This is a genomic window from Jezberella sp., assembly GCF_964834465.1.
Genome location: NZ_CBAZRM010000016.1, coordinates 1 through 24,978, shown reverse-complemented (window position 1 = coordinate 24,978; position 24,978 = coordinate 1). Strand labels below are relative to the sequence as shown.

Below are 24,978 nucleotides of genomic sequence, written 5' to 3'. Positions count from 1 at the left end.
CTAAGCGGCCTCTGGTCTACGCAGCTTGACGAGTTGTTCTATGCCAACGGTAAAGTAATCAGCTGGCCCCCCCGCTCTCAGTACGTGCCCCGCCTCGGCCGTTTCGTAAATACCGTCTTTCAGCAATGATCGATCGATATGCACCTTAACGACTTCCCCGAGCACCAACCAAGTCGGCACTTTCTCGCCTGACATCCCTTTTAATTGAATGATATCGCTGCACTTGCATTCAAAGGCCACTTTGGCCTGAGCGACCCGCGGCGGCATCACCAGCACAGAAGATGCTTGCGTGAGCCCAGCGGCATCAAACTCACTGACATCCGGTGGGTACGGAAAACACGATTGATTCATGGCCTGCATCAAATCAAACGTCACTAAGTTCCAAACGAATTCGCCCGTTTCTTCAACGTTTTTAACCGTGTCTTTGTAGCCTACACTTGAAAACCCAATGATCGGTGGGACATAGTTAAACGCATTAAAAAAACTGTAGGGCGCAAGATTGACCACCCCTGCTTTGCTCTGCGTTGAAATCCAACCAATGGGTCTTGGGCCAACGATGGCGTTAAAGGGATCATGCGGTAAACCGTGCCCATTTTTGGGTTCGTACGAATGAAAATCGATCATGAGAAGATCCTTAAACATAACTGCTTCTATTCGAGTGCCCTAAGCCTTAGCTCAGTGCAGGTGCTGCGGGAAAGTCGACAGGAATTTTCGTTGTGCCGTGAAGGTAGTTACTGATTATCTTGTCTCCAATGACAACAATAACATCCACAAGGTTCGCATCGCTCCATCCCGCATCGAAGAATTGCTCAACGAGCTCCTGGTCAGGGTGGCCACGCTCGATTGCGATGCTCTTCACCAACTTAGCTAACGCATCCAACCTCGCATCGAACGCAGCTGATCCTTGGCGAATTTCAATCAATTGCGCTGGCGTGAAGCCCACCATCTTTCCAAGCGCAGTATGCGCAGCCAGGCAATATTCACATTCATTCACTTGACTCACAACAAGATTCACCACCTCGCGAGCTTTCGGCGATAGCGATCCTTTCGCATTTTGCAACGCGAGATAAGTCGCTAAGGCGGTTTCAGACAGTGCAAACGTTGCGTACAAGTTAGGAACGAAAGACAAACTCTTTTTGAGTTGATCGAAAATCGCCTGGTTGTTTGTACTGACTTGTTCGTAGGTTGGAACGTTGATCGCTTTCATCTTGAATCCATTTTGTGTTTAAGGTGGCTTTATTTTGATTCAATCCGAGACAGCCGACTAGACGCCCACTTTGCCTATAATATATTCTCCAAAAGAATATATTTATCATGAATAAACTCTTAGCGTTACAGACTTTTGTGCGTGTTGTCGAAGCGGGCGGTTTCTCTGCCGTGGCAAAAGAATTTGGGTCAACTCAAAGCGCTGTCAGCAAGCGTGTTGCCGCCCTCGAGGATGAGCTGGGGGTAAAGCTTCTGTCTCGCACGACACGTTCGATATCCCTGACCGAAGCGGGCGAGCGATACTTCGAAGAGGTCAGACGCCTCGTCGCCGAATTTCAAGCGGCTGAATCAGCGCTTCAAACGGGTGAACAACAGCTGACAGGCATCTTGAGAGTCGCAGCATCGGTGGGCTATGGCAGGCGCGTTCTGATGCCCCTCGTTGATCAATTTCTATCTGAACACCCGGCGGTCAACATTCACTTGAATCTCAATGATGGTTTCATTGACATCGTGGAACAAGGGATTGACGTCGCGATAAGAATTGGTGATTTGCCAGATAGTTCTTTGTTAGCGAGAAGAGTGGGGACGACGCACCGAGCTTTGATGGCAAGTCGTGAGTATTTAAAAAAAACCCAAAAGTCAATTGGCATCCCGAAAATCCCAGCCGACTTGCAAGCTCACCAGTGCATCATTTACACAGGACTGCAGAGCCGAAATGTTTGGGAGTTCACGTCGAAAGATGGCTCAAGTGTGAAAGTGCGCGTATCGGGTAATTTTCAATCAAACAGTTCAGAGGCAGTCAGAGCCGCTGGTCTGAGTGGCATGGGTCTTTGTTATTCACCAACGTGGCTGTTTGTCGATGAGTTAGCGTCGGGCGATATACAAATTCTTTTGAAAGACTGGCCGATGCGATCGTTACCGATTCATGCGGTCTATTCACCGCAAAGAAAGAGCTCTGCGAAAGTCAAAGCATTCGTGGAACACTTGTCAAAACACATCGGCAACCCAATCGCCTGAATCAGCGGGTACGCCATCGGATTTCAGGCCAGCTGCATAACGGGTATTCATAATAAGGTATGTTATGGCAGTTGTTTGATTTTGTCCTACAACCCTCGAAAGGATCAATGATGCTTAAGCTCTATTTCCACCCTTCACCCAATCCCATCAAAGTCGCTCTGTACCTCGAAGAAACAAATACACCGTACGAGATCGTGGTCACTGACACACGCAAAGGTGATCAGCATAAGCCTGAGTTTCGCCAAATCAATCCCAACGGCAAAACACCTGCCTTGGTGGATGGCGACATCCAAGTCTTCGATAGCACCGCAATCATGCTTTATCTGGGTGAAAAACTTGGTAAGTTCATGCCAGCAAAGACGCCTGCAGCTCACGCAGAGTTTTATTCGTGGCTGATGTTTCTGGCAACAGGCATCGGCCCATATTGCGGCCAGCTCGTTCATTTCAAACACTTTGCCCCCGAGAAGCTCGAATACGCTATCAATCGCTATGATTTTGAAGCGTGGCGTCACTGGGATATTCTGGAGGCTCGTCTTTCAAAGCAACCCTATATGCTCGATGAATATGGGATTCTAGATATGTCTGTTTGGGCTTGGGCAAGGATGATCCCCTTCTTTTTGGGGCCAGACGCTTGGGGAAAGTTGCCTAGCGTTAAACGCTTGTTGGACGAAATTAATGCCAAACCAACCGCCCAAGCGGTTGAGGCGATCAAGACGCAACATACGTTCAAAACAGAAGTGGATGAAGAATCGAGAAAGAATCTCTTCCCAAGTAACGAGCGTCTGAAGCAATAACACCCGAAGCACATGCGTTCGGTGTCCTAATACGTGTGTGCTTTAACAGACAGAGCAAACCAGCCAACCAACCTACTCTCATCTTACTGAATCTCATTTTGCAGAGTCAGGATTGGAGTTGTGATGAAAAATTTGCGGATATTGAGTTTTGGTGTCGTGATGCTCGTCGCGCCTGGGGGATGCTCAGGTATGTCTCGGCAGGGGCAGGATACAGCGATCGGGGCTGGTGTCGGGGCGATCGGCGGTGCAGTGCTGACGGGCGGTAGTGGATTAGGGACCGTTGGAGGTGCCGTCGTTGGTGGCGTGGTTGGGCACGAAGCGGGTCGCTAGACAGACATCACCTGAGGCGCCAGCCCGTTCAAGGTTGCCGCCTCAGGTTTAGCTTAATCGACCACTAAGGTTTCGTCGAATTCATAAGGCGTTGTGCCGTAATAATGATGCACGCCCTTTGCCCATGTTTGGTCTGACATATCAGGCCAGTTATCTTTGTCGAAACCAGGCGCACTCTCTAACCTGCTTTTAGAGACATCTAGCGTAAAGCGCTTGTTCAAGGTATCCAAAATAAGCGCACGCCATGGGACGGCAAACAACTTCTCCCCCATACCCAGCACACCACCGAAAGACAACACGGCATAACTGACTCGACCTGCCGCAACATCAAGCATGATTTCTTTGATATCGCCTAAATGGTCATCTTGACGGTTATAGACGTCATTGCCCCTCAGCGTGTTTGCGCCCATTAAGCGCGGGCCCGGACCAGTATGCTCGGCCATGGCATACATACCGTAAGTGTCTTGATCTAAATAGTTCATGAGATTTCCTTTTGGGTGAAGTGGACGACCACCATCACGAACCCGGTTTGGGTTCAAATCCAGACTAGTCTCGACAAGTCGGGCTGTCCGTGCGGTTGCGGACAGACGTTGGCCCTAGTATTAATGCGTTCCGGGCGGAAGAAAGTCAATATCGACTGAAAACTCGTGGGTCTCTTGGCCTGCCCATAATTCAGCCGAAAAGCCGGGGTAACTCGCTCGACGCACGCCCGCCAGAGCTGCATCATCGAGCATGTTTGAGTTAGACGAGTCTTGCACTTTGGCTGACTGCAATACCCCAGCGCGGTTTAGAACAAACACGATCCGCACTTTACCTTGAGGACGCTCCTGACTTGCTTGCCGGCCTGTCGGATACCGCTTGGTCGCATTGAGCATCCCTTGCACCTTACGCACGTACTCCCCCTCTAAGGAGGCAACGCCAGGCGCAGCGACTTGGGCTTGACTCGATGCAGAGGTTGTAGCAGCCGCCGATGCTGGTGTGGTTGGCGCTTGAGCCGCTGTGTCTGGCAACTGCACCATATCCGCTTTGGGCTGCGCAACCTTTGGCAAAGGTGTCTTGGGCTGCACTGGTGTGGGCGTTGGTGGTGGCACGGGCGCTGGCTTTGGCGGCGGAGGAACAGGTGGTGGTGGGACTGGTGGCGGAGGGGCTGGAATTGACACTTCCTGAATCAACACAGACGCCGCTGGTTTTGCTGGCTGCTTATGGTTCGTTGAAAACTCTGAGAGTAAGATCCATAACAGCACCACATGAAACACCACCACGGCAACAAGGCCCCCATGGCGTGCCAACCAACCCTTGCTGTGAACGGCATCAAAATCGTTGACGGAAAAATCAGTCGCCATGCTTGCATTAGCGGCCATATTGCTCGTTCCCATCGATGACAATTTTGTTCAAGCCCTTGCGCCGAGACATCGACAAGACAGAAATCAATGCAGAATACTTGCTGTGTCGATCAGCCGTTATGTGCACCGTCGGCGGGTCGGACTGCGCTGCGGCAGACTGCATCAGCTGTTCGAGTGCCTGTGCATCAACAGCAGAACCTTGCCAACTTGTTTCCCCACTGGAAGCAATCGTCAAATCAATTTTCTCTGGCACAGGAAGATTGTCGACCGCTGCAACCGGCATACTCATATTGACAGAATGCAATTGAATTGGGATCGTGATGATCAACATGACCAAGAGCACTAACATCACGTCAATCAATGGTGTGGTGTTCATGTCAATCATGGGCTCAGCATCGTCTGCATCACCATCCGAAGGGATTTGCATTGCCATGGGCTTATGTCATCCTGTGTTTATTTGATTGCCTGCCTAGCCACCCAACGGTGGCGGCTCGGTAATGAAAGCGATTTTGATAATGCCTGCGCGCTGACATGCCAACAGGACTCGGCCCACGCCTTCATAATCCGAATCAAGATCACCCCGAATTTGTACATCGGGCTCATCCTTCTGCGCACTCACAATTTTCTTCAATTGTTCGGTTAGCTCGTCAACGTTGGCAAGTTGCTTGTCGAAGATAAAAAGGCCACCAAGCTTACTGACAGAAATAATCACTGTCTCTGGCTTTGACTCACGTGCTTCGAGACGCTCTCTGGGCAGCGAAACAGGAATGGACGTCGTGACAACAGGAATCGTAATCAGAAAAATAATGAGTAAGACCAGCATCACGTCTACCAGCGGCGTCGTGTTGATCTGACCCATGACCTCTTCGTCGTTATCGTCTGAACCGATCTGCATTGCCATAACAAAAAATCCGCTTTCTCTATTGACTGTCTGGTGAAAGTACCGATAAGGCCATCTCTAACGGCTTAGCGCTTGCTTGTTGCCACCAGCAAATTGGCATGAATGTTGCCACTAAATTTTTGAATGCCTTGCATGATCATTTTGTTACGACGCACCACGACGTTGTAGCCAAGCACTGCCGGGACAGCAACCGCCAAACCAATGGCAGTCATGATGAGTGATTCACCGACGGGCCCAGCAACTTTATCAATGCTTGCTTGGCCCGAGAGGCCGATACTGACCAAGGCGTTGTAGATACCCCACACCGTGCCGAACAACCCCACGAAAGGTGCCGTTGAACCAACTGTCGCCAAAAACGACAGCCCCTTTTGCATGCTTTGTTGAACAGAGGTGTTTGCTCGCTGCAAGGTCAACATCACCCAGTCGTTGAAGTCAATCGAATCGCCCATTGCCTGATGTTTTGCGGCATTGCTGATCGCTTCTTGTGCAACAAAACGGAAAGGGCTATTGGCCGCTAAATCCTGCGTTGCTTGTGCAAGATCATTTTGCTTTGCCAAGCGCAACATGGCGTCTCTTTGTTGACCCAGCATTCTCTGCTGCTCAAGTAGCTTAGAGACAATCAGATACCAGCTCATGACGCTCATCAATACCAGAATACAGAGGGTTCCCTTGGCGACTAAGTCACCTTGCGACCACACTGCTTTCAAACCGTAAGGATTTTCTGTTGATGCGACCGCTGTGGGTGCTGGGTTGTTGGTGGGTTGTGCGATTGCCGGTTGTGGTGCCATCGACATTGAGAGTTGCAACAGCAGCGCACAGCAGGACGCCTTTAAAAACACAAAAAAACGTGGCATGACAAGAACTCCGGACAAACTTATTGAGGATCGCTTCACTAATTTCAAGCACGCACAGCAAAAGATTTAGGTGCGCAGTGTATCGATCGAATGTGACAAAAATGCTTCTAATTTATGACAACAAATGTCAATAGCTAATTAGCGTACTTGCAAAGAATTTGTAATATTGACTGGTTACTGTTTTCGGGTTTTGTTCTCACCTGAGTTTTTCATTGGAGCCATCCTTCGCCATGCGTCACTTCAAATTAAACACACTGGCAGTCTGCATTGCCAGCCTCTCATTTGCATCCCTGTCTTGGGCACAAACCGCAGCTAGTAACAGTTCGGGTACCACAGATGTGGGCCGTATTTCGGTCGAAGGGTTACCGGGTGGCACAAGCACTGGCTTGATCTCTCAAGAAGAATCACCCAAGGCACGCAGCTCAGTGAACAAAGAGGCCATTGAAAAACTGAATCCCGCCTCGAACCCTTACCAGATGATGGATTTGTTACCTGGCGTCAACACTTTTAGTCAGGACGGCACTGGTTTGTTCGGTGGCGGCTTAAGAGTGCGCGGCGCCAATAGCGATCAAATGGGCTTCACGGTTAATGGCGTGCCTGTCAATGACTCAGGCAACTTCGCCGTCTATCCCATGGAGTACGTTGACTCTGAAAACATTTGTGAGGTCTTCCTGACGCAAGGATCGACCGACACCGATGCCCCACACACCGGCGCCTCGGGCGGCAACGTCGGTATCACCTATTGCGCACCCGAAGATAAATATCGCTTTCGTGTCGCACAAACCATCGGTCAATTGGGGATGCGCCGCACGTATTTGAGAGTTGACACGGGCAAGTTTGCCGACGACAAAGCGAAAATGTTTATTTCGTACTCAAACACCTATGCTAATCAGTTTCAAGGGCCTGGTAGCGCGCAGCGCGAACACATCGATTTTGGTGCAGAAGTCCGCCCAGATAATCAATGGTTGCTGACCAGCAATTTGTCGGTGAACAAAATGTTCAACAACAATTTCCCGACCTTAACGCAGGCGCAGATCGATAGCGGCGGCAGAGATCAGACCTACAGCTCGACGGCGGCGGTCAATCCAATCGGTATCAAGGGCGTCGCACAAACAGTTTCCCCAGTCACGTTGGCGAATACGTATTACCAAAACTCGGTGAACCCTTTTATCGATGTGATTTGGTCGGGTAAGGTCGAATACAAAGCCAGCAAAGATGTGTCATTTTCAGCTGAGCCCTATTTCTGGTACGGCCACGGTACGGGCGGCACTTTGCAGAAAGTGCTTGGCGAATCTGCAAATGTTGGCTCGAACTTGAATTACGGTATTGCCGATATCAACAAAGATGGCGATACACTCGATAAGCTCTACGTCTATAACGGTAGCGTCACCGAAACCTATCGCCCGGGCATCACCTTGAAATCAAATATCCGGGTTGATAACCACGACCTGTTGATCGGCACCTGGTTTGAACAGGCGCGTCATTATCAAACTGGGCCTGCACAAGCGTTTGACAGCACCGGGGGCGTCGCAGATGCGTGGCTCTTTAGCAATAACAACTACCTCAAATACAACAATGGTCAGTATTACATGTCGCGCAACACGCTCACCGTTAGCACCGCAGGATCGATTTTCGCGCAGGACAATATCCATTTGATGGACGATAAGTTGTTGGTGCAACTCGGATTACGTGAGACGGGTATTCAGCGGACGCTGAACAACTATGCAAGCTCACAATCTGGTGGTGGTGCCGACTACGACATCAACGCAACGTACTCGAAACTATTGCCCAGCCTAGGCTTACGCTACCGCTTAGACGAACAGCAACATGTCTTTTTCAACGTTGCACAAAACATGCGTGCGCCCAATAACAGCGTGCTGACAGGTCTTTTGCAAGGGGGCAGCGTTGTTAATGGCGTATTGACCGGCGCAACGTTGAGAGACCCAACCGTGACGATGGAAACATCGACGAATTTCGATTTGGGTTACCGCTGGGCCTCAGACAAATGGACCTTCTCAAGTTCGATTTACTACATCGACTTTAAGAATCGTATCGCTTCTGCTTACGATCCCAACAGCAACATCACGACCGATATGAACGTCGGTGGGGTAACCACCAAGGGTATCGAACTAGAACTTGGCTATAAGCTCACCAATGCTTGGTCTTTGTATGGTTCAGCAAGTTACAACACCAGCACATTGAAGGATGATATCCCCTACAGTGCCACGGTCAGCTTACCTACCTCTGGTGCACAAATGCCAGACACCCCGCATTGGCTCGCGGGTATGCGCCTCGCTTACAACACGGGCACTTGGTACGGCAATCTTGATATGAAGTACACCGGCACGGCATACTCAACACTGGTCAACGACGAGTCAATGCCAGGCTATACACTGTTTAACGGCACCATCGGGTATCACTTCGAAGACTTCGGTTACTTCAAGAACCCATCGGTTCAGTTAAATGTGTACAACATCTTCAATCAAAACTACCAGCGTATCAGTTCGCCCAGCGGTAGCTCGTTTACCTCGAATGCGGTTGCGTTGCCCGGTATTGCAGCATCGGCACCCGCGTATTACATCGGTGCACCGACGTTCGTGTCAGTCACCATGCGCACGGACTTCTAAGCTAAGTCTAGCCTCGCCGAAAAATGGCGTATCGAAACCCGGTACACCGTTGATAGATGGCATAGACGCGTTAACGCTCACCAGCGTTGACGCGTTTTTTTTGAGTAAACTGTCAGCAATCAATAAGAAGGACAGAGACAATGACAAACCTCAATAAAGTCGGCGGTCATATTGCGTCACCAGAGGCACGAATCGACGCGGTTCAAGCCTTGATGCACGAACGCGGCATGGATCCGGCGGCGGCGATTGCCAAAGCTCGACACTCGACTGAAGAAGAGTGGATCCCAAGAAACGGTGCACGCATGGTCGCTAAGGCATGGACAGACCCCGCTTACCGCCAGCGCTTGTTAACTGACGGCAAGGCGGCAGCAGCAGAATTAGGGTTTAGCATGCCACCGCACCACGGCTATCTCGTGGCACTTGAAAACACGCCTGATGTGCATAACGTGATTGTTTGTACTTTATGTTCATGCACCGCGTTTACGATTATCGGCCTGCCACCTGACTGGTACAAAAATTTAGAATATCGAGCGCGCGCCGTGCGTGAGTCTCGCACGGTATTGCGTGAGATGGGGCTGGATCTGCCCGCCACGACTGAAATTCGGGTGTGGGACACGACCACCGATACACGCTACATGGTGTTGCCTCTGCAGCCCCCCGAAACCGTTGGGTGGCCGGAAGCAAAGTTGATTGAGCTCGTGACCAAAGAATCGATGATAGGCGTCACCCGCCTCATGGGGAGTTAACCCATGGATGGCATACATGACTTGGGCGGTCGCCAAGGGTTTGGATCAATTGGTTACGCGCCTGACGCTGAAGTCTTTCACGAAGACTGGGAAAAGCGTGCCAATACGCTTTATGGCCTGGCCGTGCGGCTTGGCATTTTTAATATGGACGAGTACAGGCACGCCATTGAACGCATGGCGCCCAGACACTATATGTCCGCCAGTTATTACGAACGCACTTTAACAAGCCTCGCCACCCTCCTTGTTGAAAAAGGGGTCGTCACACACGCTGAGCTTGAAAAAATGGCAGGGGGAAAGTTTCCGTTGGCTGGGCAGAGCGCCCAAGGTCGCGGCAACGCCTCAGACAGACAGCCATTCAAGCCGGGGGACAGGGTACAGGTTCGCGATGAGTCTTTTGCAGGGCACATCCGCATGCCTGCCTATATTCGAGGCAAATCAGGGGTGGTCATACGAGAAACGCCTGCTTACCACTTCCCTGATGCCCATGCACATGGCGTTAAAGCCATGCCCGAGCCCACTTACGACGTTGCTTTTAAGACCGAAGACCTCTGGCCAGGGACTTCTGATTCGGCAACCGTTAACGTGGGGGTGTTTCAGAGTTATTTGCTGCCAACGGGCTGAGCCGAAAAAAATAGCCGATAGTGGCCACGCTTCAATATAATCGGTGGCTTACCAATCGGTAGAGGGCGCGCTAGTATCGCCTTCTTCGCAAATCAAGAAACGGCTAAAACTGATCAATGTCTACAGCAAACAGATACTCTGATATCCGATTCCTCATCGTGGATGATATTGCCGCAATGCGGCGTATCATCAAAAATTCGCTGAAAGAAATTGGCTACATGAATTTTTCGGAAGCGGAAGACGGCATGGTAGCTTCAAAACTTCTTGCTCAACAAACTTTCGATATCGTGATCGCTGATTTGGACATGCCGGCAATGGACGGTCTGACTCTGGTGAGTGTCATGAAAGCAGACCCAAAAATGGCCAAGATCCCCGTCTTGATCATTTCAGCCGAAGCTGACAGAAAAAAGATTGTCTCCGTCATTTCGGCCGGTGCCTACGGCTACATTATCAAACCCTTCACCATTGCAAAACTAGATAGCAAAATCACAGAAATATTAGATAAAGTTGAGCAACAAGGCTAAGTGTCTTGACCAATCACAGCAAGTTAATGGCCCACAGCGAGCGGCCTCAAGCCTTCGAAGCACTAAAAATCCCTAGTTTTGGGATGTTTGTCGGGACATTTGTGCTGACCATGGCGCTGTTGGTCCTTCACGGTCTTGCGGGCGTGTTTTGGATGACGTCCAGCCAAGTGCTGCTTTATGACATCGTTGGGGTAGAGCACCTTGCCAGCGCTGTCCGTCTGAACGCCACGGCACGTTATTTTGGCGTTAATGTATTCACAGCGCCATCGAGCTGCAATGCCGGTGTAACGATTCACGGTTAACGATGCATGACTCACGACCCACTCCCCTGACTGGATAACAACATGACTGACAAACTAGTGCGCATCGAACACGATTTACTTGGCGATCGAGAAGTGCCAGCGCACGCCTATTATGGGGTGCACACCTTACGTGCCGTCGAAAATTTTCCGATTTCTGGTACTGCCATTTCCATTTATCCCGATCTCATTCACGCCTTGGCATCGATTAAGCAGGCGGCTGCCCAAACGAATCAAGCACTTGGGCTGTTATCGCCTGAGCACGCCAATGCAATTATTGCCGCGTGCCTTGAACTGAAAGCAGGCAAGCTACACGATCAATTTGTGGTCGATGTGATTCAGGGCGGTGCTGGCACTTCAACGAACATGAACGCCAACGAAGTCATTGCCAATCGTGGACTAGAACTGCTGGGGCATCAAAAGGGCGAATACCAATATCTGCACCCCAACGAGCATGTGAACATCAGTCAAAGTACCAACGATGTGTATCCAAGTGCGTTGAAAATTGCGGGTCACGCGGGCGTGATGCAACTCGCGGCTGCCATGGAGGTTCTACGTCAGGCCTTTGCAGAAAAAGCAATCGAGTTCAGTGACGTTCTGAAAATGGGTCGTACGCAATTGCAAGACGCCGTGCCCATGACCTTAGGGCAAGAATTTTCGACCTATGCAGTGATGCTAGAAGAGGATATTGAACGTCTGAACGAAGCCGTACAACTGATTCATGAAATCAATTTGGGCGCGACCGCCATTGGCACGGGCATCAACGCCCACCCAGATTACGCCCGCTTGGTTTGCCAACAGCTCGTGGCCATCACCGGCATCCCGCTGAAAACCGCGCCCAACTTAATCGAAGCCACGCAAGATTGCGGCAGCTTTGTGCAGTTGTCGGGTGTGCTCAAACGGATCGCTGTCAAGCTTTCAAAGATTTGCAATGACTTGCGCCTATTGTCCTCAGGCCCTCGGGCCGGCTTCGCGGAAATCAACCTACCCCCGATGCAAGCAGGGTCATCGATCATGCCTGGCAAAGTCAATCCAGTGATCCCGGAAGTGGTCAATCAAATCGCCTTCGAAGTGATCGGCAACGACATGACCATTAGTTTTGCCGCAGAGGCAGGACAATTGCAACTGAACGCCTTCGAACCCATCATTGCTCACAGCATTTTTAAAAGCGTGACGCACCTGCGTGCAGGTTGTTTGACGCTCGCAGAAAAATGTATCAAAGGCATCACCGCCAATCGCGAAAGCCTGCGTCGCAACGTGGAAAACTCGATTGGGTTGGTCACGGCGTTGAATCCCTACATCGGCTACGCCAACGCCACTGCAATCGCACAAGAAGCCTTGTTATCGGGCGGTAGCGTCTACGAGTTAGTGTTGAGCAAAGGTCTACTGACTAAAACACAACTCGATGAAATCTTGAAACCAGAAGTGCTGACGCAACCACGCACAATGGTTCAACTATAAAGTGCCTTTAAAGGGCCGTGTGTTGATTGGTGGCTAGTGGATAGACGCATACATGATTTTTTCTTGCGTCGCCTCAAGCCCATTGAACTCTTCAACAATGCGCCCTTGACGTGACACGAGGATACGGTCGGATAACAGCATAATCTCGGGCAGGTAAGACGAGATCACCACCACGGCGAGCCCTTCGTCAGCGAGACGACGAATGATATCGTGGATCTCAGCCACCGCGCCCACGTCTACCCCGCGTGTTGGTTCATCGAAAATCACGAGCTTGGGATTTTGAATCAGCGATTTAGCAATGACCACCTTTTGCTGATTGCCGCCCGACAGCTCGATGACGTTTGCTTGCGCAGTGACTGAACGAATGTTGAGCTTCTCACGCCAAGTTTTGCCCACGCTTTTTTCTTCTTTACTCGACGTAAGCACCCGTTCGAGCCGTTCTTTGGCGAGCACGCCTGCATAGATATTGCGAGAGATAGACATCGTTTCAAAGAAACCGTCAACCTTACGATCTTCGGTGATGTACGCAATGCCTTGAGCGACCGCGCTCGCGGGCACGCGATAGCGCACGGGGCGGTCGTTGAAAATGATTTTCCCACCGTGCGTGTAATCGCGTTTGTTCACGCCTGCCACGACTTTAAAGGTTTCGGTGCGCCCTGAACCAATCAGACCGAAAACCCCTGTGATTTGCCCTGCGAAGATTGAAAACGAGGTGTTTCTCACCATCGTGCCCATTCGCAGGTTTTGCACACTCAACACTCGTTTACCCGCGGGTCGTGCAGTCTCTTTTTTACCGTATAAGGTATTGGACAGATCACGACCCACCATCGCGCGGATGATTCGTTCGCGATCAAAATTGACCGTGTCGTCCGAGACGATTAACTTGCTGTCACGCATGATCGTGATGCGATCGGATATCTCCAGCGCTTCCTCAAGTGCATGCGAGATAAAGATAATAGAAACACCATCGCCTTTTAACTTTCGGATCAAATCGAAAAAGTAGCGCTTTTCTTCAGGTGTCAATGTCGCCGTTGGTTCATCAAAAATGATGACCCGCGCCTTGTGCAGGACGGCACGGGCGATTTCAACCATCTGCTTTTGCGCGGCGCCCAGCTCACTAACGGTTTTGGTCGGATCGACCTTGAAGTTAAGCGATTGCAGCAATTGTTGAGAGGCAATGTAGAGCGCCCGCAGTCGATTAAAAGCCTTCTCATTACCTAAGTAGAGGTTCTGCCCCACCGTCATGGTTGGCACTAGACTGGTTTCTTGAAAAACCATCGCAATCCCTTCGCGCTGTGCCTCTACGGGATTACGAAACTGCACCCGCCTGCCTTCGAGCAACATCTCTCCCGCACTGGGTTCGACGACCCCCGCCATGATTTTCGTGAGCGTTGATTTGCCAGCCCCGTTTTCGCCGCACAGGGCGTGCACTTCACCTTTGTGCAAAGTGAAATCAACACCATCGACAGCAGGCACGCCGCCGTAGGCTTTTGTGACACCCTTGAGTTCCAGAATTGGAGCCATCATCCTTACCTCTTATTTGATGTCAGACAGTGAGAGCCGCAGCACTTTATTCGCCCCTTTGGATAGCACCAACAACGCCCCATCGAACTCGGCCACCGCCGTCACCCCGTGATGACGGCCGCCTACGCGGCTATGCAGCGAGTACAGAGGTTGAAAGTCAGCGCCCAGGCGTACGACTAAACCATACGAACGCGCGGGCGCCCATGGCTTGAGCACCCCCATCTGCCGGACGCCGCCTTGTTGCAGAGGTTCGATGAAGTCCTGTCCCGAACAGAGCGCAGGGGCTATCCAATATTTGGGATCAACAGTCGCCATCATTTCACGCTTGAAGCCCGTTTCGCGCAACACAAATTCGACCAGCTGATTGCGTGGTGCAAATACCGTCAACCAATAGCCCCCATCGCCCGCCTGAATGAGTCGGGACGGGTATCCCGGCAAGTCCTGGCACATGCTGCTCGACACCCCATTTGCTACACGAACAATACGATGCCCCCAAGATTCAGCGGTATAGATGTGACCTTGCTCATCGACCACGGCGCCGAATGCATATTTCAACCCATGGGCAAGCACGCTTAACTGGTCGTTGTCGGGCCAGTACTGAAACACTCGCCCAGTCGCGCCAGCACTGAGCAAATCCCGCGTCCATTCAGTCTGTGGATAATGCTCAGAACCCTCGCTGATAATGACAGCCCCCTCTGGATGCTCGCAGACTGCATTGATGCATCCGCCAGACGCCGACGTTGTCACTTGGTATTGCTTGCCGTCGAGTTGCCCACCGATGAAGTACAAACACCCACGGGTCGCAGCGATAAGGCCATCACGGTAAGCAGTCAGCGCCTGAACAGGTTCAGCCAAAGTAGCTATCGTTTGTTGACAGCCGGTTGGATCGACACACAGCACCGTCATTCCACTGGCAACCACCAACCGCCCATCAGCCATCACGCAAAGATCTTCGAGATCTGGGGCTTGAAAAAAAACCTCGGCATTTTCAAGCAGATGATTGGGCTTGAGCGGCCCATCTAGCACCGGCACCGAGGTATCTGCCTCACCAGTGCCAAAGAACCGATCCCGCGCCCGTTTGAGTTGTTTGAGCATGATTTACCTCGGGCTAAGCGGATGTTGGACGAAATGGGGATCTGCGCCCTCAAGACGTAAACGGCCAATACGATTGTTGGATATGCCACCCAGATAGAGATAGCCTTTATGCTCTCTCATCGAGGTAATCATCGGATGATTTTCGCCGCCTTTGTCCCAATAAGATTCCAGCACCACGCCGCTCAAGTCGCACTTGATGACACACCCGACGTTGATGTTGGGCGACATCCATTCGTCTTGCCCCAGCCGCTTAACCATACGGCCTCGAAAACCAGGCCACCGCATCGCCAGGTCAAAAGACGGGCTACGCATACCCATCAACGCAATCCAGAAATTGCCGTCTGAGGCGCGATTGATATTATCAGGATAGCCAGGCAAATCCGGTATCACGACAGTCACTTGCCCTTTTTTCGGCCCATCAAACCAGTAACGGCTGATACGACAAGCCCAACTTTCGGCAAACAGCAGTGACTCACCGTCGCCCACCATGCAAACGCCGTTGGGGAACACCAAGTTCTTTAACACGGTCTGCGTTTTGTCTGTTTTGGGGTCGTAACAGATGATTCGCCCGTTGCCGCGCGCTTCCAAACTGTCGATGGGCCACTCACTCATTTCATAGCGAATTGTCGCTTCAGAGAAATAAATTCGGCCGTCAGGGGCGATATCCAGGTCATCTGCCAGTCTTAGACGACTATCGTCATTGACCGTGTTCCAAGAGCGGTTAGTGGTGTCGGTTATTTTCTCGACCACGCGATCAACGTGCCTGACTTTGTACAACCCCATGCCGCCGACACATACGCACAAGTCGCCCGCCGCATCAAACGCCATGCCCAGCGGTTGACCACCGATATGGGCATAGACTTCCATCTGTTGATAATCAGGCGCATAAAACTTCACGATGTCTCCGTGACGAGTGCCGCAATACAAATGGTCGTCGGCGTCAAGAATGACATCTTCCGGCGACTCAACTCGCGCGAGCCCAATCAGTTCAGTTGAACCAAGCTTGTTATTGACAGCAAATGGCGTACCTTCTGCGATCGACGCGGCGGTGGGCATTGGCAAATACCCGGGGCTGACATACATCTGTCTGATGGCTTTGCCTCGATTCTTGAACCACCGGATATCCAAGGTCACAGCAAGAATCATGATGGCACCCAACAGGATGCGGATAAAACCCGCTTGCACAGCGAGACCTCGCAAGCTGTTCGTGACGATCAAGATAATTAAGGTGCCCAGCACCACCTTCATGGCCGAACCCTTGCCCCCGCCCAGGCGTATGCCACCGAGCAAAGCTGCTGCAAGGACAACGATTTCCAAGCCTAGACCGGTATCGGCGCTACTGCTATCGACTCGAGCCGCAAACAGGACAGCAGCCACGCCAGCCAGCATCCCTGAGGCGACATAGGCAAGCGCAGCGATGCGATTAACAGGTAGCCCCGAGTTATAGGCAGAGCGTCGCGAGCCCCCCACCGCTAGCAAACGCCACCCGCCGCGCATCCGTGTCAAAAACATGTGGAAACCAATCGCAACGAGGGCAAAAATCCAGGTAGAAATGGGAAGGCTGATGAGCTTGCCGCTGCCCAAAAAATCCCAAATGTCGGACTCGGGAATTGTCGACGCGATGCCGACGGCCCACTTGAATTGAATCAAGTTATAAATGGCACGCAGCACGATCAGTGTCACCATCGTGGTGAGAAAGGCACGAAGTTTCAGGTAACCAATGAGCACGCCGTTGATGCCACCCAGTGCCGCCCCAACCAGAAGCGTCGCCAGAATCGCTGACGGGGCCGACCATGCTTGAACGTGGATGAGATAAAGCACCAACACATTACAGATCGCGTAGATCGAGCCCACACTGAGATCAATGCCGCCGACAATCAAAACGATCGCCTCGCCGAGCACGATAAACCCGATCTCACCCCCCTCTCGAAGAAAACCAGAAATCGTGGTGAAGGACAGAAAGTTATCAACCAACGAAGCAAACACACTGACGACCAACACCAGCACTAGCAAAGGGACAGCCGTTTCCATCCAGTTTTTGGAGAGCAACTCGCCAACCGCACGACCGGGCCAATACTTGTAGAAAAATCTGTTGAATGTGCCAGATGAGTCGGTTGACATAGATCGACGATTTACCGTTTTGATTGTTGATACATAAACCATCGCGCTTGATCATAAAAAGCGCGATCCCAACGAGACCTGAGTGTCAAACAAAGAGAGGGCTAAAGGCGCCGAACGATGGCGCCTTTAGCTGTTCATCACTTCAGTGAGTCAAGCGTCCAACACTGATGGGTCGCGAGATCGGCCTGAGTGAGGACTGCCAATGGGGTGTAATGCGCCACCTTGAGCTTGCCGGGTTGGTCTTTCGTTTGCAGGGCCATCTGGATCAGGTCATTAACATCACGGCTTTGACCTGGCACGTCATAACTGACGTAGTGATCAAAAGCCTTGGTCTGCAAACCTTTGCAGGCCACCTCACCACCCCCGCCACTGGTTGACACCAGCACTTTGCCGGATAACCCTGCATCCTTGACGGCAGCCCCAGTCGCTAAGTCAGGGATATCCCACACGCCCATCACCGCACACAGGTCAGGATGTTGCTTCAGTGTCACCTCGGTAATCGACTTCGCTTTGGACGAGTCGTAGTTGCCGATGGATTGCCGTGAAACCACTTTGATATCTGGATTTTTGTTCAACACGTTGTTGTAGCCTTCCTGCATGTAGACTGTCCAAGGTGCCGTCGTGGGGCCATTCAGAATCAACACCTTGCGTGAGGTGCCTGGTCCGCACTGTTTAACGACCCATTCAGCCTGAACTTCACCGATCACCGTCGCGTCAGCGCCGGCAAAGCCTGTCGTTGACTGCAGGCTCTTCATATTCATTTGAATCACGTAGATGCCTGCCTCTTCCATTTGCTTTTCAAGCTTGGCGTAAGAGGTCACGTCGGGGTTTTGAATCACGACGACATCTGGCTTTGGCTTTTCGCTCAGCAGCTGTGTCAGAATTTGCACGCCTGCTGAGGTGTCGAAGTTGGCGTTTCTCACTTCATAGTTGTAGCCTAACCGTTTGGCCTGAATGCCCATCATTTTGGACCATCCCTCGGTCAGATCCAAACCCATGAACACGGGCACAAAGACGACTCGCTTGCCCTTAAAGCCTTCGTAATACTGAGCACGCGCTGGGTCTTTAATAGCACCGTCCTGAGCGTGCGCCAGGCCTGCAAGCACGCTGGTAGAAGCGATGAAAAGGGCCATCAGGGATTTCAATCCCCAACGAAAGGTTTTTGTATCAGCAATCATTGTTGTCTCCGACGTTTATTTAATTTGATGAATACTCATTTACTGCGACTAAAAAACTTTTCGAGGTATCCCCGACCAGACGTTCAAATATCGCCTTGTTGAGCGGTTTCTTCATTTCTTGGATTTAAGAAACTATCAACCATGATCGCGATCAAGAGGATGATACCTTTGAACAAATCCTGAATATCTAACGGGAAATTCATGATGGTCATGCCGTTGAACACGATGCCCACGAGCAAAGTCCCGACCAACACGCTCCAGACGCCACCACGCCCGCCAGACAGACCAATGCCCCCGAGCACGACCACCAAAATGATGTCGTAGATGAGAGAAAGGTTGTAGGTTCTGGTGTCCATCAAATTATTGGATGACGCCATGACAAACCCCGCCAAAACGGCAATTAAGGCCGCTAACACATATTGCAGCACCATGATGGGCCGCACCATCACGCCTGTTGTCCTCGCAGCAAGTGGGTTGTCACCAATCGAATAGATGAACCGCCCGACCTTGGTTTGCCGTAAAAACCAGTTAACGATCACGAACATCGCGGCTGCCACCAAGACACTACTGGGGATACCGAAAACTGACGATCCACCAAGCCAACGGATCGGATCCATGCCATCGGACCAAGAAACGACGTCAGCCTTCAAAATGCCAATCTGACCCAAACCCGCGAGCGCCAAACCCATGGCCAACGTCACGAATAATGCGGGTATTTCTGCATAGGCAACGAGCACGCCATTAATAACGCCCACAGTCACTGCCAGTGCCACACCCACCAGCAGGGCTGGCGCCAACCCCATCCCGCGTTCAACCAAGGTCATGGTCAAGGCAGAGGGCACCGCCATCAACGCCACCATCGACAAATCAATCCCTCGACCGATCACCACGATGGCCATGCCAAGCCCCAGAATCGCGAGGACAGCAATTGATCGCATCATGGCCACTAGATTGCCGACGCTAGAAAAATCTGACAGAAATAGCGAGAAAACGAGGAAGATGGCCGCTGAAATCAAAAGCACAATCATTTGTTGATCGGTCTTGAAGGCAGACTTTTTATGGTTTGTTCGCATCGATGGGCAGTTATCAGGGGAAACACGTACTACGCTCGAATGTATCGGTCGGCCTTCTAAGCAACAATTAGCGTAATCCCTTAGGCACTTAGCTTAGGCACTTAGCCAAACTCGTCATTGCCTCAGTACAAGATGATCGCGTCGGTGCAGGGTAGTTCATTCAATTACTTCCCAATTTGACTTCTAAACAATACTTTGCTAACTTCGTTCGGCTTCTGCGCGTCTACCGATCATTTCAATCGCGGCGGCGTCTACCACCACAGTCAAAAAAATAGCAAAACATGCAAACATCAAAATTCATCTCCCTTGCCACCTGTCTTTGCGTCTCAATGTTGGTGAGCGCTTGTGATAAGAAGAAGGACGACGCACCCGCCCCCACTGCAACGTCTGCGCCAGCGGCCGCGCCGGCTACAGCCGCAAAAAATGCTTCAGCTCAGACAGCCGAGCCAGCAAGCCAGGATAAGGTAGGTGCAACGCAGCAAGATGATGATGTCAATGCACGCTTGGGTGAGTACATCGACTGCTACAACGCGCTCGATAACCAAGCCTATAAAAGCATCGCCCGCTATCGCAGCTGGGTGAAAGATATGGCTCAAGGCCCCAGTGGCAAAGAAATGGTTGTTTATGGTTTATACACAATCGATGTCAACAAGGTTGCGAAATGCAAAGCAAGTTTTGGCAAACTCGGGGCAAAACCAAACAAGTTAGATTCAGCAGCCGTTGCTTTTATTGACAGTTTGAGCGAACTGGGTGCACTGGTCGAAGAGGCGAATCTCTATTACGACCGTGAAAACTACAAGGATGATGGCTTTGCCAAAGGCAAGGCGATGCATGCACCGCTCGCTAATGCCATGAAGAAGTTTCAAACACAGAGTTCGATCTTCTCTGAAGAGATTGAAATAGAAAACGACAGAGTGCTCGATGCAGAGATGCACGCACTTGAAAAAAAGGAGGGTCGTCAATTACCCTACCTGCGGATGGCCTTAATGAATAAGGCAAAACATCTGATCCGTCTGATCGCAGAAGATGAGTTTGACGCTACGCCTGCCGCCGCCCTGCTGGCAGATTACGAAAGCCTGACCGATGAGGCTATTGCCTACGTCAAGAAAAACACAGCAGACGTCGGCAGTCGATGGTCCAGCCTCGGTCGGGCAACAGAGGATTATCGAAAAGCTGCCAAAGAAAGGGTTCGTCGGATTCGTGACAAAGTGCCTTATAACGATGGCGAAAAAATGATGCTCAAACCTGGCTCTGCTTGGATGGTCGAGGGCAGCCAAGAAAAAGTGATCAAAGCCTACAACGGATTGGTCGAAGCGAGTAACCGCGCTGACTTTTAACCGCGAAGATATTCGCCTTCTTTGACATATCTCTTCAACACCTAAGTCACCCGTCGCATCTCATCGCAAACCACGACCGCCATCCCTGAAAAGAGGCGGTCGCCTTCACATCGAGAATCGTTTTGAAAGCAAAATTATTTTTGTGGATCTTTTGCTTGCCAATCGTCCTGATGCTATACGGGGGCTTTCAACAATATCGGATCACGCCTCATGTCGTAACGGGTGCAAAAACAGTCGACTATCGGGCAGCGCATACGCGAGCCAGCAGCTTGGCCAGCGACTTTGGGTTAGGCACGGGCTCAATCCACCACGCGATGGAGTGGCTACCGAGCAAAACCATGACGGCATCGGCGTTAGCACTGGCACTGGGTTGTTTCGCGGTGTTACTTTGCATTCAAAGTGGTCACGCTGCCAGAAAGTCACGCGATAGTTTATTGCGAGCCTTCAATCGATGCAGAAAGCTTTTACCGTTCATCATGGTCATCGAACTGTCGCTCATCGGGTTGGCGGTTACCTTGGTATTGAGCTATGAAACGCTTTGGTTGAGCACACAACCGGGCGTAAACAGTGGAAAGCTCACCATCATCTTAGGTCTGTTGAGCGCCGAGACTTTGGGCGTGGATATCAGCGCTGGCGGCGAAACTTGGCACAACACCACCAGATAATATTGTTGTCGGACTGACCGACTGCTTCTACGTCACGAGCCACCCTAAACTGGTTGACGATGAGAAAATTCAGGGCAAGACACTTTATCTGCCGCTTCTCTACAGCGCTCTACTAAGCGAGAACGAGGTCGCCGCCGTGATAGGTCATGAGCTCGGTCACTTCATTGGCGAGGACACGGCCTACAGTCAACACTTCGCGCCGATTTATGCAGTCATGGAGCACAGCATCAATCACGTCTCAGCGACGCATGGCGATGGGTTAGGATTTCTCACTTATCCATCGCTCTACCTGGGTGTGTTCTTCCTCAGCCAATTCGATATCGCTGTTAACCACTGGAGTCGTGTCCGTGAATATGCCGCCGACCAAATCGGGGCAAAAGCGAGCAATGCTAAAGACGTTTCAAGCTCGTTGTTGAGAATTTCGGCATCCAATGTCGCCGTTGAGTCAGTTTTAAAGGATTTTTATAAGCAAGAACTTATCACCGACGACCTCGTTGCAAGTTTGTTCGATCGAGTGAAGCAATCAGGTATCCCAGACGCCAGTGAGTTCCTAGATAAAGAGTTTGCGCACCCGACTGACACCCATCCGACGACCAAAGCGAGAATTGAAGCACTGAACGAGCCCGTCTCAGAAGCGCTGTTAGCTCGAGCAAGTCGCGGGGTCGACGCACTCGTTCACGAGCACCTGAGCTATCTGTTCGAAGCCAGCCAATTGCTATCGATGCAACTAACGCAACGATTTGCTCGTGTCATTGGAAACCAAAAGGCTGAACGAAAGCAGCAACTGCAACAAATGGTAGATGGTGTTGGTGAGCGGTTAGAGATCCGAGATACAAGATTTCTGTTTTGGTTACTCGCGCTGATTTCTGCAGGCTCGATCGCGGCGACAGGCTATCTGACCTACGTGACACTCTACCTAGAAGGCTTGAACGCCTCAATCAAGCATTCGACGTTCTTCGCCCCACTGTACGGCTTGTTAATCGTTGTTTTTGTCCTATGGCGCTTATCCCGTGTCGGCGACAAGGGCAAAGTGCCCCTTCTTGTCTTCACCAAAGAAACCGTTGATGGCTTTGGCATGAAAAGCCCGTTTCTGCTTCACCATGTTGATGACTACCAGATCACGACGCACAGTACGAACGGGGTGACCACACACACGACCATCAGATTCTTGATCTCGAACTCGGCACCCGCACCAGCGCTGCACAAGGGGCAGTTTGGCCTGAAGTTCAAGAAGAAGTCTCGCGGTCTTGAGTTCTATTATTATGGCTCGATCAAAGTGGACGGAAAAAGAATCAATCGCAAAAAACTGTCTGAACATATTCATCAATATTTGGCAGCAGCCCATGCTGCACAAGCCTTGAAAGAATGACCCCATCTCCACGACAGAGCGAAACGATCAAAGCCTTGGTACAGGGTCTCGAACCCCACCCAAGGCGTTGATCCTTCAGGCAAGTTATTGCTTAAGCTGTTGCACCGCCGCAGCCCAATCTTCGAGATGATGGATTCGCGCGATGTGGCCATTTTCAATGTCGTGAATGTCGATGGTATCGATCTTGAACGATTTGCTGCCATCCAAATCAAGGCCAAAGAAGTTGCCTTTCGGTGAACCAGTGGCCATTGAACGCACGACGACCTTTGCACCGTCTGCACTGACAACGACATCTTGGGGCGCCCAAGCTAAGTTGGGGATCAATTTTCTAAAGTACGCGATCGAACCAATCATGGTGGCCTTATCTTTTACTTCGGCGCCGTTAATCGACTGAAAATTGTCTGTCAACATCTGACCGAGAAGTTGCTCAACGTTAGCGCCAGTGCCCGTGGTCAATACTTGTGTGTAGAAAGGCATTACCAACGCTTTTGCCCTCTCTTGGCGAGCGGTCAGGCTCGACTTGCTCGTCGCCGATGTCGTCGTCGATTTATCAGCAGCTTGAGCAGTCGATAACATCGAGACGGACAAGACGGCGGCAACGATGGCGGCACTCGCGTACGCGAGACACCTTTTCGGCAAGCGATCATTCGTTGTCACCGTTTCGTTGACACCGATATTTTTAATCGCTGTTTGATTAAGGTCGAGATATTGCATTTTCATGATCCTATTTTGATGAACAAATCCGATTTTTTATTTTAGAGAGCATCGTGAATTGATGACAGGACGAATCTTGCAGTATCGTTGACATATTTGGACATTTTTTGATCCAAGTGTATTGTAGCTGTCACCACCATGGCCCATTTAATCAAACGTAGACTCGCGGCTGACGAGCCGGTCAACGCGGTGCATTACGCACGCACGGTGGGGCCATCTCTTGGCATTGAGACGATCGGACTCGATGAGCTAAAGCTGCGCGCGTCTGCTGAGCAACTTCAGGGAATGCAGCGTTTACATTTTTGGCAGTTTTTGCTCTATAGCGCGGGCAGGGGCGAGCATCTGATCGATTTCACGCCCTACCCAGTCAAGGCCCATACTTTGATCATTGTGCGACCAGGCATGCTGCAGCAATTCAGATTGAATGACACTCTCGCTGGTCAGTTGCTCATTGTCGAACCGCAGTTCATGTTGCCGGATCGGTTAGCACAGCTCAGTCAAGTGCCTTTCGCCGGTCTTTGGCCTGCCTGCTTGCAGCTGGATCGAACCCAAGCTGGTGATCTGCTTGAGATTTGCACTCAATTGCGACGTGACGAACTGCGCACCACGTCGTTTAACACGCTCTCGGCACTTGCGCATCAAAGGCTGAACACCTGGCTGCTGTTACTAGGCATCGCAACGGAGAAGATAGGACAGTCGCCCCTACCGGATCCGAACACGCTAACCATCGTCAGAAATTTTCAAACCTTGGTTGATCAATACTTTGCCCAGCACTGGACGGTTCAGGATTACGCCCGCAAACTGGGCTACGCAGAACGAACGATCACCAGAGCCTGCCATACTTACATTGGCAAAAGCGCAAAAACGTGCATTGATGAACGGCTAGTACTCGAAGTAAAGCGACTGCTCGCGCACACCACCTATTCGCTGGAGTCAATCGGCTCAATGTTGGGATTCAGCGAAAGCAGTCAGTTATGTCGGATTTTCAAACGCATCGTAAATAACACCCCCCAGGGTTTCCGAAAGTCACTGACGCTCTGACCGGCATTGTCAATGTGCTGGCGTCTGAATAGCGCGGCTTTTGCACGACCTGCCCACTGAGTTTGTCTCAGAAAACAGCGGCAGGCAATGGCCGCATAGCTCTACCTCTGGCCTCAGTTAAAAAGGGGAGGATTACCC

General features: G+C 51.2%; 26 protein-coding genes. 13 read left to right on the top strand and 13 right to left on the bottom strand.

All coding sequences use genetic code 11. The features are described 5' to 3' along the window. Entirely contained in the window at window positions 1-624 is a 624-nt protein-coding gene (locus AC1W8Y_RS12870; protein ID WP_482014890.1) for a flavin reductase family protein, read from the bottom strand. A gap of 46 nt (window positions 625-670) precedes the next feature. Next, window positions 671-1,207, bottom strand: a complete 537-nt coding sequence (locus AC1W8Y_RS12865; RefSeq protein WP_482014889.1) for a carboxymuconolactone decarboxylase family protein — start codon at window positions 1,205-1,207, stop codon at window positions 671-673. A gap of 107 nt (window positions 1,208-1,314) precedes the next feature. Between AC1W8Y_RS12865 and AC1W8Y_RS12860 the strand changes: the two genes are divergently transcribed. The 3 genes from AC1W8Y_RS12860 to AC1W8Y_RS12850 all read left to right on the top strand — a co-directional run bounded on the left by AC1W8Y_RS12860 (window position 1,315) and on the right by AC1W8Y_RS12850 (window position 3,347). Further along, the gene (locus AC1W8Y_RS12860) at window positions 1,315-2,223 is read left to right on the top strand and encodes a LysR family transcriptional regulator (RefSeq protein WP_482014888.1); all 909 of its coding nucleotides are present in this window, start codon (window positions 1,315-1,317) and stop codon (window positions 2,221-2,223) included. A gap of 110 nt (window positions 2,224-2,333) precedes the next feature. Then, complete coding sequence (locus tag AC1W8Y_RS12855) at window positions 2,334-3,017, top strand: glutathione S-transferase family protein (protein WP_482014941.1); 684 nt, start codon at window positions 2,334-2,336, stop codon at window positions 3,015-3,017. A 123-nt stretch (window positions 3,018-3,140) separates the two neighbouring features. Next, on the top strand, window positions 3,141-3,347 hold the full coding sequence (locus AC1W8Y_RS12850) for a glycine zipper 2TM domain-containing protein (RefSeq protein ID WP_482014887.1): 207 nt from the start codon (window positions 3,141-3,143) through the stop codon (window positions 3,345-3,347). A gap of 53 nt (window positions 3,348-3,400) precedes the next feature. Here the strand turns inward: AC1W8Y_RS12850 and AC1W8Y_RS12845 are convergent, their stop codons facing one another. The 5 genes from AC1W8Y_RS12845 to AC1W8Y_RS12825 form a co-directional block, all read right to left on the bottom strand. Beyond that, the gene (locus AC1W8Y_RS12845; protein WP_482014886.1) at window positions 3,401-3,829 is read right to left on the bottom strand and encodes a PRC-barrel domain-containing protein; all 429 of its coding nucleotides are present in this window, start codon (window positions 3,827-3,829) and stop codon (window positions 3,401-3,403) included. Between the two features lie 120 nt (window positions 3,830-3,949). After that, window positions 3,950-4,708: an energy transducer TonB gene (locus AC1W8Y_RS12840; RefSeq protein WP_482014885.1), complete on the bottom strand. Its 759-nt coding sequence runs from the start codon at window positions 4,706-4,708 to the stop codon at window positions 3,950-3,952. Continuing rightward, window positions 4,698-5,123, bottom strand: a complete 426-nt coding sequence (locus AC1W8Y_RS12835) for an ExbD/TolR family protein (RefSeq protein ID WP_482014884.1) — start codon at window positions 5,121-5,123, stop codon at window positions 4,698-4,700. Before AC1W8Y_RS12835 ends, AC1W8Y_RS12840 begins: the two co-directional genes overlap by 11 nt. 36 nt (window positions 5,124-5,159) lie before the next feature. Further along, entirely contained in the window at window positions 5,160-5,591 is a 432-nt protein-coding gene (locus AC1W8Y_RS12830) for an ExbD/TolR family protein (protein WP_482014883.1), read from the bottom strand. 65 nt (window positions 5,592-5,656) lie between these two features. Beyond that, window positions 5,657-6,445 (bottom strand): MotA/TolQ/ExbB proton channel family protein, encoded by a 789-nt coding sequence (locus tag AC1W8Y_RS12825; protein ID WP_482014882.1) that lies wholly within the window; start codon window positions 6,443-6,445, stop codon window positions 5,657-5,659. A 230-nt stretch (window positions 6,446-6,675) separates the two neighbouring features. Here AC1W8Y_RS12825 and AC1W8Y_RS12820 point away from each other — a divergent pair, with 230 nt between their 5' ends. From AC1W8Y_RS12820 to aspA, 6 genes are all read left to right on the top strand, one after another. Next, entirely contained in the window at window positions 6,676-9,072 is a 2,397-nt protein-coding gene (locus AC1W8Y_RS12820; RefSeq protein ID WP_482014881.1) for a TonB-dependent receptor, read from the top strand. 140 nt (window positions 9,073-9,212) lie between these two features. Then, window positions 9,213-9,818 (top strand): nitrile hydratase subunit alpha, encoded by a 606-nt coding sequence (locus AC1W8Y_RS12815; protein WP_482014880.1) that lies wholly within the window; start codon window positions 9,213-9,215, stop codon window positions 9,816-9,818. A 3-nt stretch (window positions 9,819-9,821) separates the two neighbouring features. Further along, complete coding sequence (gene nthB, locus AC1W8Y_RS12810; RefSeq protein ID WP_482014879.1) at window positions 9,822-10,439, top strand: nitrile hydratase subunit beta; 618 nt, start codon at window positions 9,822-9,824, stop codon at window positions 10,437-10,439. A 116-nt stretch (window positions 10,440-10,555) separates the two neighbouring features. Beyond that, window positions 10,556-10,963, top strand: coding sequence for a response regulator (locus AC1W8Y_RS12805; RefSeq protein ID WP_482014878.1), 408 nt, complete (start codon window positions 10,556-10,558; stop codon window positions 10,961-10,963). A 5-nt stretch (window positions 10,964-10,968) separates the two neighbouring features. After that, window positions 10,969-11,265 (top strand): hypothetical protein, encoded by a 297-nt coding sequence (locus AC1W8Y_RS12800; RefSeq protein WP_482014877.1) that lies wholly within the window; start codon window positions 10,969-10,971, stop codon window positions 11,263-11,265. A gap of 42 nt (window positions 11,266-11,307) precedes the next feature. Continuing rightward, window positions 11,308-12,723, top strand: coding sequence for an aspartate ammonia-lyase (gene aspA / locus AC1W8Y_RS12795; protein WP_482014876.1), 1,416 nt, complete (start codon window positions 11,308-11,310; stop codon window positions 12,721-12,723). Window positions 12,724-12,756: 33 nt separating this feature from the next. Here the strand turns inward: aspA and AC1W8Y_RS12790 are convergent, their stop codons facing one another. The 5 genes from AC1W8Y_RS12790 to AC1W8Y_RS12770 form a co-directional block, all read right to left on the bottom strand. Further along, window positions 12,757-14,247: a sugar ABC transporter ATP-binding protein gene (locus tag AC1W8Y_RS12790; RefSeq protein ID WP_482014875.1), complete on the bottom strand. Its 1,491-nt coding sequence runs from the start codon at window positions 14,245-14,247 to the stop codon at window positions 12,757-12,759. Between the two features lie 12 nt (window positions 14,248-14,259). Next, window positions 14,260-15,342 carry an SMP-30/gluconolactonase/LRE family protein gene (locus AC1W8Y_RS12785; protein ID WP_482014874.1) on the bottom strand — a complete coding sequence of 361 codons (1,083 nt, stop codon included), beginning with the start codon at window positions 15,340-15,342 and terminating at the stop codon, window positions 14,260-14,262. 3 nt (window positions 15,343-15,345) lie between these two features. Continuing rightward, the gene (locus tag AC1W8Y_RS12780; protein WP_482014873.1) at window positions 15,346-17,463 is read right to left on the bottom strand and encodes an ABC transporter permease; all 2,118 of its coding nucleotides are present in this window, start codon (window positions 17,461-17,463) and stop codon (window positions 15,346-15,348) included. A 137-nt stretch (window positions 17,464-17,600) separates the two neighbouring features. Then, window positions 17,601-18,641 carry a sugar ABC transporter substrate-binding protein gene (locus tag AC1W8Y_RS12775; protein WP_482014872.1) on the bottom strand — a complete coding sequence of 347 codons (1,041 nt, stop codon included), beginning with the start codon at window positions 18,639-18,641 and terminating at the stop codon, window positions 17,601-17,603. Window positions 18,642-18,724: 83 nt separating this feature from the next. Next, on the bottom strand, window positions 18,725-19,669 hold the full coding sequence (locus AC1W8Y_RS12770; protein WP_482014871.1) for an ABC transporter permease: 945 nt from the start codon (window positions 19,667-19,669) through the stop codon (window positions 18,725-18,727). Window positions 19,670-19,995: 326 nt separating this feature from the next. Between AC1W8Y_RS12770 and AC1W8Y_RS12765 the strand changes: the two genes are divergently transcribed. The 3 genes from AC1W8Y_RS12765 to AC1W8Y_RS12755 all read left to right on the top strand — a co-directional run bounded on the left by AC1W8Y_RS12765 (window position 19,996) and on the right by AC1W8Y_RS12755 (window position 23,085). Further along, on the top strand, window positions 19,996-21,051 hold the full coding sequence (locus tag AC1W8Y_RS12765) for a YiiG family protein (protein WP_482014870.1): 1,056 nt from the start codon (window positions 19,996-19,998) through the stop codon (window positions 21,049-21,051). A 155-nt stretch (window positions 21,052-21,206) separates the two neighbouring features. Then, on the top strand, window positions 21,207-21,716 hold the full coding sequence (locus tag AC1W8Y_RS12760; RefSeq protein WP_482014869.1) for a hypothetical protein: 510 nt from the start codon (window positions 21,207-21,209) through the stop codon (window positions 21,714-21,716). Beyond that, complete coding sequence (locus AC1W8Y_RS12755; RefSeq protein ID WP_482014940.1) at window positions 21,673-23,085, top strand: M48 family metalloprotease; 1,413 nt, start codon at window positions 21,673-21,675, stop codon at window positions 23,083-23,085. Before AC1W8Y_RS12760 ends, AC1W8Y_RS12755 begins: the two co-directional genes overlap by 44 nt. Before the next feature lie 84 nt (window positions 23,086-23,169). Here AC1W8Y_RS12755 and AC1W8Y_RS12750 read toward each other — a convergent pair whose 3' ends face one another. Continuing rightward, window positions 23,170-23,799, bottom strand: coding sequence for an ester cyclase (locus tag AC1W8Y_RS12750; protein WP_482014868.1), 630 nt, complete (start codon window positions 23,797-23,799; stop codon window positions 23,170-23,172). Window positions 23,800-23,937: 138 nt separating this feature from the next. Here AC1W8Y_RS12750 and AC1W8Y_RS12745 point away from each other — a divergent pair, with 138 nt between their 5' ends. After that, window positions 23,938-24,840: a helix-turn-helix domain-containing protein gene (locus AC1W8Y_RS12745; protein WP_482014867.1), complete on the top strand. Its 903-nt coding sequence runs from the start codon at window positions 23,938-23,940 to the stop codon at window positions 24,838-24,840. Window positions 24,841-24,978: the final 138 nt, after the last annotated feature.

Coding starts and splice junctions, on each gene's coding strand:
- AC1W8Y_RS12870 (WP_482014890.1), bottom strand. CDS start 624: ATGATCGATTTTCATTCGTACGAACCCAAAAATGGGCACGGTTTACCG.
- AC1W8Y_RS12775 (WP_482014872.1), bottom strand. CDS start 18,641: ATGATTGCTGATACAAAAACCTTTCGTTGGGGATTGAAATCCCTGATG.
- AC1W8Y_RS12855 (WP_482014941.1), top strand. CDS start 2,334: ATGCTTAAGCTCTATTTCCACCCTTCACCCAATCCCATCAAAGTCGCT.
- AC1W8Y_RS12840 (WP_482014885.1), bottom strand. CDS start 4,708: ATGGCCGCTAATGCAAGCATGGCGACTGATTTTTCCGTCAACGATTTT.
- AC1W8Y_RS12860 (WP_482014888.1), top strand. CDS start 1,315: ATGAATAAACTCTTAGCGTTACAGACTTTTGTGCGTGTTGTCGAAGCG.
- aspA (WP_482014876.1), top strand. CDS start 11,308: ATGACTGACAAACTAGTGCGCATCGAACACGATTTACTTGGCGATCGA.
- AC1W8Y_RS12865 (WP_482014889.1), bottom strand. CDS start 1,207: ATGAAAGCGATCAACGTTCCAACCTACGAACAAGTCAGTACAAACAAC.
- AC1W8Y_RS12780 (WP_482014873.1), bottom strand. CDS start 17,463: ATGTCAACCGACTCATCTGGCACATTCAACAGATTTTTCTACAAGTAT.
- AC1W8Y_RS12825 (WP_482014882.1), bottom strand. CDS start 6,445: ATGCCACGTTTTTTTGTGTTTTTAAAGGCGTCCTGCTGTGCGCTGCTG.
- nthB (WP_482014879.1), top strand. CDS start 9,822: ATGGATGGCATACATGACTTGGGCGGTCGCCAAGGGTTTGGATCAATT.
- AC1W8Y_RS12805 (WP_482014878.1), top strand. CDS start 10,556: ATGTCTACAGCAAACAGATACTCTGATATCCGATTCCTCATCGTGGAT.
- AC1W8Y_RS12765 (WP_482014870.1), top strand. CDS start 19,996: ATGCAAACATCAAAATTCATCTCCCTTGCCACCTGTCTTTGCGTCTCA.
- AC1W8Y_RS12790 (WP_482014875.1), bottom strand. CDS start 14,247: ATGGCTCCAATTCTGGAACTCAAGGGTGTCACAAAAGCCTACGGCGGC.
- AC1W8Y_RS12820 (WP_482014881.1), top strand. CDS start 6,676: ATGCGTCACTTCAAATTAAACACACTGGCAGTCTGCATTGCCAGCCTC.
- AC1W8Y_RS12750 (WP_482014868.1), bottom strand. CDS start 23,799: ATGCAATATCTCGACCTTAATCAAACAGCGATTAAAAATATCGGTGTC.
- AC1W8Y_RS12815 (WP_482014880.1), top strand. CDS start 9,213: ATGACAAACCTCAATAAAGTCGGCGGTCATATTGCGTCACCAGAGGCA.
- AC1W8Y_RS12850 (WP_482014887.1), top strand. CDS start 3,141: ATGAAAAATTTGCGGATATTGAGTTTTGGTGTCGTGATGCTCGTCGCG.
- AC1W8Y_RS12835 (WP_482014884.1), bottom strand. CDS start 5,123: ATGGCAATGCAAATCCCTTCGGATGGTGATGCAGACGATGCTGAGCCC.
- AC1W8Y_RS12830 (WP_482014883.1), bottom strand. CDS start 5,591: ATGGCAATGCAGATCGGTTCAGACGATAACGACGAAGAGGTCATGGGT.
- AC1W8Y_RS12745 (WP_482014867.1), top strand. CDS start 23,938: ATGGCCCATTTAATCAAACGTAGACTCGCGGCTGACGAGCCGGTCAAC.
- AC1W8Y_RS12845 (WP_482014886.1), bottom strand. CDS start 3,829: ATGAACTATTTAGATCAAGACACTTACGGTATGTATGCCATGGCCGAG.
- AC1W8Y_RS12770 (WP_482014871.1), bottom strand. CDS start 19,669: ATGATTGTGCTTTTGATTTCAGCGGCCATCTTCCTCGTTTTCTCGCTA.
- AC1W8Y_RS12785 (WP_482014874.1), bottom strand. CDS start 15,342: ATGCTCAAACAACTCAAACGGGCGCGGGATCGGTTCTTTGGCACTGGT.